Below are 7497 nucleotides of genomic sequence, written 5' to 3' on the forward strand. Positions count from 1 at the left end.
CCGGTATTTGTGAAGAGAAGAAGCACAGGGTCAAACAAGGTGATGCCCGTCTATTTTGAGGCGGCGGGCGAGTTCGGCGATATGGTCCGGGCCAACCTCGCAACAGCCGCCGACGATGGTGGCACCTTGCGCGACCCAGCCCATGGCGTGGTTGGCATAGGTGTCGGGTGTCAGGTCGACCCGTTGTTCCAGAGCATCGACGGTGGGGGCGTCTTTGAGGAAACCTTCGGAGATCTTGGTGAAGCCGTTGGCGTAGGCGCCGAAGGGGATCCCGGCGTGGGTCAGGATGGCGAGGCCGTCTGCGACCACTTCAGGGCGGGAGCAGTTGATCAGGATCGCATCGGGTTTGCGATCGTCGGGGAGCGAAAGGATCAGGTCGGTGATGGTTTGGATTGGTTCGCCGGATCGGAGTTTGGTCCCGTCGAAATCATCAACCGAGACCGCCAGCCAGACGGGTTTGGTGCTGGCGTCCTTGACGGCGGCCAGGGTGGATGTGGCGTGGTTGAGCGATGACATCGTTTCGATCAGCCAGAGGTCGATATGCGCATCCAGCATGGCGAGCGCAGGGTCATAGGCGGTGGCGGCGTCCTCTTTGGTCACGTGGATGTCGGGGCGGTAAGACGCGCCGATGGGGCCGAGGGATCCGGCGATGCGGCCTGATCCATGGGCGTCGCGGGCGGTTTGCGCGGCGGACAGCGCGGTTTCCAGAAGCTGGGGGAGTCGGTCGGTCAGGTTCACGCGCTGGAGGCGGTCGGCCATCACCGCATAGGTGTTGGTGGTGGCGACGGTGGCGCCAACGGCGAAGTAAACGGCATGCACTTCGCCCACCAGATGGGGGTGGTCGATCATCACCTGGGTCGACCAGAGGGGCGTGGCGCGGTCGTCGGTGCGTTTGACCAGTTCCTGGCCGATGGAGCCGTCAAGAAGGGTGATATCGGTCATGTGCCGGGATCCGGTGGAATGAGGACAAGCTTGCCGGGGAAGCGTTTTGACTGGAACGCCTCCTGTGCTTTGGCGATGTCCTTGAGGGGATAGGTTTGGGAGATCATAGGACGGATGGTGCCTGTGTTGATCAGTTCGACAAGACGGGCGAAGACTTCTGGTGGCTGGTAGGTCGCGCCGTGGATCGTGCGGTCGGACAAATAGAGAGCGCGGAGGTCGGTTTCCACGATGGGGCCTGCGATAGCACCCGAGACGGCGTAGTGGCCGCCCGGTTTGAGGGCGTTGATCAGCGCGCCGAAGCCGGGGCCACCGACCACGTCGATGATGGCGTCATAGGTTGCTTCTGGAGGCGTGTCGTCGCGGTGAAGGATATGGCTGGCCCCTGCGGCGCGGACAGTGTCGGCCTTGGCGGGGGCGGTGACTGCGGTGATGATTGCGCCGCGCAGGCGGGCGAGTTGGACAGCGGCGAGGCCGACACCGCCTGACGCTCCGGTGATGAGGGTGTGTTGGCCCTCGGACACGCCTGCACGGGTGAGCAGGTTCTCGGCAGTGCCGAAGGCGCAGGGGATGGCGGCGATTTCGATGTCTGACAGGGGGGAGGCGGTGACGTCGTAGAGGTCGCTTTCCTGCATCAGACAGAACTGGGCGAAGGCGCCGTCAATTTCGCTGCCAAGGGCGATGAAGGCGGTGGGAGTGTCCTCGGTCGGGCGCGGCAGGTTGATGGGGCAAGTGACGCGGGTGCTGCGGGGCAGAGAGACCCCCTGCCCCGCAGCCACCACATAGCCGCAGAGGTCACCGCCCTGGATACGCGGGAAGTGGAGTGCGCCGCCCCAGCCACCTGCGTCTACGTCTTGGTCGACGGCGTCAGTGGCGCCTGTCACTTCGGGTGCGTACCAGCCGATGCGGGTGTTGATGTCGGTGTTGTTCACACCTGCTGCTGCCACTTTGACCAACACCTGGCCTGGACCCGGTCGGGGGACGGGGATTGTGTCGGACCATTCCAGCGCCTCCGGCCCGCCGTGGCGGGTGAGGAGGACGCCGGACATGGTGGTGGGCAGCTCCATCGCGGTTTTACCCGGTGCGGTTGGCGTTGAGGTCTTTGGCGCCCAGCAGCACGGCCGCGCCGATCATCAACGCGCCTGAGATGCGGTTCAGCCAGACGCCGGTCAGCGCGCGGATGCGGCCCAGCGTACGTTGCGCGGCCCAGCCCCAGAGGAGCAGGATCACGCCATCGACAACCAGGTAGGTCACGCCCAGGATCAGGAGTTGTGGCCAGACAGGCAGAGACGGATCAATGAACTGCGGGAATAGCGCGCCGAAGAAGACCACCGCATAGGGGTTGGCCGATGAGGTCAGGAAGCCTTGGCGGAACAAGGCGCCTGATTTGGCGGCTTTTGGAGTGTCACTGCGCGCTGGCGACAAGATCAGGCGCAGGCCGATCCAGACCAGATAGGCCACGCCCAGCCATTTGATGATAAAGAGCGCGTTGGCCGAGGCGGCGATCAGCGCCGTCAGGCCGAAGGCCGCCAGTGTCATTTGCCCGGCATTGGCCGTCAGATCACCGGCTATCGTGGCGGTGCTGCGGCGCAAGCCGTGGCGGAGGCTGTTCGAGATGATCAGGAGTTGGCTTGTGTCGGGCGGCGTTGCGAAGAACGCCGCCAGAACGCCGAGGTAGATCAGGTAGGTCTCGATACTCAAGCGCGGAGCCTTTCGTTTTCAGGATCCCAAAGCGGTTGATCGGGTTGCACCACGGCTTTGCGGCGGTGGCCGAAAATGTCGATTTCTAGCTCGGTCCCCGGCACGGCCAGATCGGTGCGCACCAGACCCAGCGCGATGGAGGCGTTCACGCGATAGCCCCAGTCGCCTGATGTGGTTTCGCCGACGACAGTGTCGCCATCCCAGACGGTGGACATGTAAGGCGCGTCCTGATCGCCTGCGTCGACGATCATGGTGACGAAGCGCTTTTTGCTGCCTTGCTGCTTTTCGTTCATCAACGCGGCTTTGCCGGGGAAATCCTGCGGCTTGTCCAGTTTGACGAAACGGTCGAGGCCGCCTTCGAAGAGCGTGTAGTCGGTGGAGAGATCGCCCTTCCACGTCCGGTACCCTTTTTCGATCCGAAGCGAGTTCAGCGCATACATGCCGAAGGGTGTCGCACCGGCTGCAATCACCGCATCGTAGAGCGCCGGCATGTGTGCATTGGGGGCGTGGATCTCCCAGCCAAGTTCGCCGGCGAAGGATACTCGGGCAAGGGCACAAGGCTGACCGGCCACAGTGGCGGTTTGCAGGCTGAGCCACCCAAGGCCAAGGTCGGCATCCGTTCCGATTTGCTCAAGCAGCGCGCGCGAGGTCGGGCCGGTCACGATCAGTGTTCCGAATTCTGTTGTGTGGTCTTCTAAAGTCAGCCCCTCGGGCAGGCCATCGCTGAGGACATCGCGGTCATGCCATTGCGCGCTTGCTGCCGTGATTAGGGTGAAGTGGTCATCACTGTGACGCATGACCGACATCTCGGTCAGAATACGGCCGCGATCATCGGGGAAGTAGGCTAGGTTCATCCGGCCCACTTTCGGCAAACCGCCTGCGATCTTGCCCCGCAGGTATTCGGCCGCGCCGGGCCCGGTGAGGTTGAACCGGGAGAACCCCGGCAGATCAAGTACACCGCAGCCATCACGGACCGCTTCGCATTCTTCCTTCACACGCTGCGACCATGCGCCTGCGCGATCCCATGTCTGGGTGGCGTCTTCGGAGAGGTCGTCGCCCTCTTTTGCGAACCAGTTGGCGCGCTCCCATCCGTTATAGGCACCCATCACGCCACCCAATGCGCGGACCTTGTCATCGACGGGCGAGAGTTTCTTGTCGCGGCCTGCGGGCCATTCGTGATGGGGGAAGTGGATGGCGTATTCGTGGCCATAGACCTCCATCGCTTTTTGATTGCAGTAGTCCTGATCGGTGTAATCGGTGTACCGGCGCGGGTCGCAGGACCACATGTCCCATTCGGTCTGGCCTTCGGTCACCCATTCGGCCAGCACTTTGCCCGCACCGCCGCCCTGGGTGATGCCGAAGGTGAACACACAGGCCTCATACGCATTCGGCACGCCCGGCATCGGGCCAAGCAGGGGCAAGCCGTCGGGGGCATAGGGGATCGGGCCGTTGATCACGCGACCCACTCCGGCGGTGCCGAGGATCGGTACACGCGCCATTGCGTCTTCGATGTACCATTCGAGGCGCTCCAGATCGTCGGGGTAGAGCTGGAAGGAGAAGTCCTCGGGCATCGGATCGTCAGGCGTCATCCAATGGCCTTTGCAATTGCGTTCATAGGGGCCAAGGTTCAGGCCGTGCTTGTCCTGCCTGAGGTAATAGGAGCTGTCCACGTCGCGCAGGAGCGGCACCTTGCGGCCGTTTTCCTTGGTCCAGGCGGCAAGCTCGGGGATTTCTTCGGTGAGGAAAAACTGGTGGCTCATCGTGGCCATCGGCACGGTGCGCCCGCCATAGGGTTTGAACCATTCGCCGACGCGTTGGGCATAGTATCCGGCGGCGTTCACCACCTTTTCGCAGCGGATATCGCCCTTGGGCGTGTGCACGATCCATTCACCCTTGTCGCGGCTGACGCCGGTGGCGGGGCAGAACCGTTCGATCCGCGCACCCATGTCGCGCGCGCCTTTGGCCAGCGCCTGTGTCAGCTGGGCGGGGTCGATATCGCCATCATCGGGATCCCAGAGGGCACCGGCGAGATCATGGGTTTCGATGAAGGGATAGCGGTCCTTGATGTCGCTGACCTCCATCATCTCAAGCGCCATGCCCTGGTACCGGCCCATGGAGCGGGCGCGTTCGAATTCCATCATCCGTTCCTTGGAATGGCCCAGACGGATGGAGCCGGTGACGTGGTAGTTCATCGGGTAGTCAACTTCCTCGGCCAGCCCGGCGTAGAGGCCCAGCGAGTAGCGCTGCATGTTCATCACCGCCCAGGAGGTCGAGAAGCTGGGGCAGTTGCCTGCCGCATGCCATGTGGAGCCTGCGGTAAGTTCGTTTTTCTCCAGCAGGACGCAATCGGTCCAACCGGCTTTCGCCAGGTGATAGAGGCTGGAGGCGCCTACGACGCCGCCACCGATGATGACCACGCGGGCTGTTGTTGGGAAGTCTGCCATGGTGATGTCCTTCTATTGCGCCCGCTGCGGCAGGTCGTCGGTGATGTCGTAGTAATCGCCCTTGTCGGCGGTAAAGATGTGCTTGCCCAATCTCAGCCCCGTGGGCGCGTCGAGGGAGCCCATGGAGATCGATATCGTGTCCTCGTTATGGTGCTTCCAGAAGAGGAAACTGCCACAGGTGTTGCAGAAGCCGCGTTTGGCGGTGGGGCTGGCTTCGAACCACCTGAGCGTTGTGTCGGCGTCGAAGATCAGCGCGCTTTCCGGGATGAAGGTCGATGACCAGACATGGCCCGATTGTTTGCGGCATTGTCCACAATGGCACGCGGATGGCGCGGGTGCGTCGACGTCGAAATGGAACCTGACGCCGCCACAAAGGCAGGATCCTGTCCGCATGGTCTGTCCTTTCGTCAATAGACCGGCGGGGCGATCACCCAGATCACCACGGCGGAATGTGAGTAGGGGTTGGCGTAGCAAAAGGGCTCGCCCCGGATGCGGAAGCTGTCGCCCGCGCCCACGGTAAAGGCCTGGTCACCGATGGTCAGGTCCAGCTGGCCGGAGACGACATAGCCCACCTCTTGCGTGGGGCGGCTGACGGGTTTGGTGATGGCCGAGCCCGGTTTGAAGGTGGAGTGCACCATTTCGAAATCGTCGGTGAGGTCGGGGGACAGCAGTTCCTCGACCAGCCCGGCCTGAGAGGTGCCGATGGGCCGGCGCGCATCGGCGCGGACGATATATCCGGCTTCTTCGACCGGTGCGGGGCCGTGGCTGAAGAACATGGAGACGGGAACGTCCAGTGCGACGGCAACCTCGCGCAGGTCGCTGACCGAGAGATCCGACAGATCGCGCTCCACCTGGCTGAGCCAGCCGACGGAGCGGCCCACGCGGTCAGCCAGATCGGTGAGCGTCAGGCCCCGCGCCTTGCGGAGCGCGCGCAGATCGGCCCCAAGCGATCCGGTGAAGACGGGTTTTTGATCGACCATATCCGCGCAGCTTTCCGTGAAAATCTCCCTTGGATTTTCACGATGACTGAGTCGCGTGAAATTTCAAAGAGATTTTTCACAGGGTGTTGGATGGCCTTGGATGCAAGTCCGGACAAAGGTGGTGGGGTCGCTGGGGAGTTTCGCAAAGCTTCGGTGGTATGATCGGTTTGCGGACATCGCGGACGTTCGCAATGTGACAGATGGATCGCCACTCTCAGAAAAATGTAGCCCTTGGACCGTTACAGTTCGTGAGATTGCGTGGAAACGCCAAAGGTTGTTGTAACTAAAAAACGATAGAGCCTTGCCCGCCCCATTTGTGGCGGGTTTTTTTATGCGCACGCCAAAGGTTGACCGCGCAGAACAAAACAAGTACTTTTGTTTGTGAGAAAATATGTCTAACCGAATTGCACGTGTATCGTATGGCTTCGGGCCGACCGCGTGGCGCACCTGACGGTATAATCGGGAACAGACGGAACTTAATGGTTCTGTCGCAAACGCTATCAATCTGCTCCGCCTATAGCCCTAACGCGCACAGCGCATTTTAGGCATTCCGCATAGAGACAGCCCCGTTTTCTGCTGAATTGCAGGAGGCGGGGTCGTAGCCCCGTAGGTGTCTCCTGTGGGGTCTTTTGCGTTTGTAGAAACGCTTCTCAAGCACAGGAATAGCTGATGCTCGAAACACTCGTTCTCGGGTTTTTGGGCAGCCTCTTGGCAAGTGCCGTATGGCACTTTATTGCCAAGTGGTTTGACCATAAGTAACCCGCTAGCTTTCCCCTTGTGAACTGATCAGTAGCTTTCTGGCAACGGATTCCGGTGCATGGCAGAGGTGCGCCTTAACCATTGTATGCTGCCATTCGGCATCGAGCAGTTTTTCAGTAAGTATGGGCTCAAACCTGCCCTTCGCGGCACGTGAAGATCACGTCGCATGGTTGAAGGCGCGGTCAAGGATCGCGCCAAGCGCCTGCGCATCTTCTTTGGTGAAGGCATCAGGCTGGTCGCTGTCGATATCGAAGACGCCAAGCAGATCACCCTGCCCGTTGCGCACCGGGATCACCAGTTCGGACCGGGTGGAGGACGCGCAGGCGATATGACCGGGGAAGGCATCCACGTCCGGGACCAGTTGGGTTTCGCCTGTCCGCGCGGCGGCGCCACAGACGCCTTTGTCGAAGGGGATGACAAGGCAACCGTGGCCGCCCTGATAGGGGCCAATTTTCAGAAGGTTGGGCGCGGTCACGCGGTAGAACCCGGTCCAGTCGAAGCGGTCATCGGCGTGGTGAACCTCGCAGGCGATGGTGGCCATAAGCGCGACGGTGTCGGTTTCACCTTCGGTCAGGGCCGCGATGGTTTTGGCAAGCGTGTCGTAATCGGCCATGGGTTCGTCCTTGGTGAAGAGGTATTTCGCCCGCTATCGCGGGCGATCCGCGGGGGGCGCT

The 7497-nt window shown here is 61.8% G+C and carries 7 protein-coding genes; all 7 read right to left on the bottom strand.

Features of this window, described 5'->3' with window-relative positions:
* Nucleotides 1-30 precede the first annotated feature (30 nt).
* Nucleotides 31-942, bottom strand: a complete 912-nt coding sequence (locus tag TR61_RS18755) for a homocysteine S-methyltransferase family protein (RefSeq protein ID WP_050932063.1) — start codon at nucleotides 940-942, stop codon at nucleotides 31-33.
* Nucleotides 939-2006: an alcohol dehydrogenase family protein gene (locus TR61_RS18760; protein WP_050932064.1), complete on the bottom strand. Its 1068-nt coding sequence runs from the start codon at nucleotides 2004-2006 to the stop codon at nucleotides 939-941. Before TR61_RS18760 ends, TR61_RS18755 begins: the two co-directional genes overlap by 4 nt.
* Nucleotides 2007-2013: 7 nt before the next feature.
* Nucleotides 2014-2640, bottom strand: coding sequence for a LysE family translocator (locus TR61_RS18765; protein WP_050932065.1), 627 nt, complete (start codon nucleotides 2638-2640; stop codon nucleotides 2014-2016).
* Nucleotides 2637-5084 carry a GcvT family protein gene (locus tag TR61_RS18770; protein WP_050932066.1) on the bottom strand — a complete coding sequence of 816 codons (2448 nt, stop codon included), beginning with the start codon at nucleotides 5082-5084 and terminating at the stop codon, nucleotides 2637-2639. The genes TR61_RS18765 and TR61_RS18770 overlap by 4 nt, the downstream gene beginning before the upstream one ends.
* 12 nt (nucleotides 5085-5096) lie before the next feature.
* Entirely contained in the window at nucleotides 5097-5477 is a 381-nt protein-coding gene (locus tag TR61_RS18775; RefSeq protein ID WP_050932067.1) for a GFA family protein, read from the bottom strand.
* A 14-nt stretch (nucleotides 5478-5491) separates the two neighbouring features.
* Entirely contained in the window at nucleotides 5492-6064 is a 573-nt protein-coding gene (locus tag TR61_RS18780; protein WP_050932068.1) for a helix-turn-helix domain-containing protein, read from the bottom strand.
* A gap of 916 nt (nucleotides 6065-6980) precedes the next feature.
* The gene (locus tag TR61_RS18785) at nucleotides 6981-7436 is read right to left on the bottom strand and encodes a GAF domain-containing protein (protein WP_050932069.1); all 456 of its coding nucleotides are present in this window, start codon (nucleotides 7434-7436) and stop codon (nucleotides 6981-6983) included.
* Between the last annotated feature and the right edge of the window lie 61 nt (nucleotides 7437-7497).

Origin of the sequence: Aestuariivita boseongensis (genome assembly GCF_001262635.1) — a bacterium.
GTDB classification, from domain to species: Bacteria; Pseudomonadota; Alphaproteobacteria; order Rhodobacterales; family Rhodobacteraceae; genus Aestuariivita; species Aestuariivita boseongensis.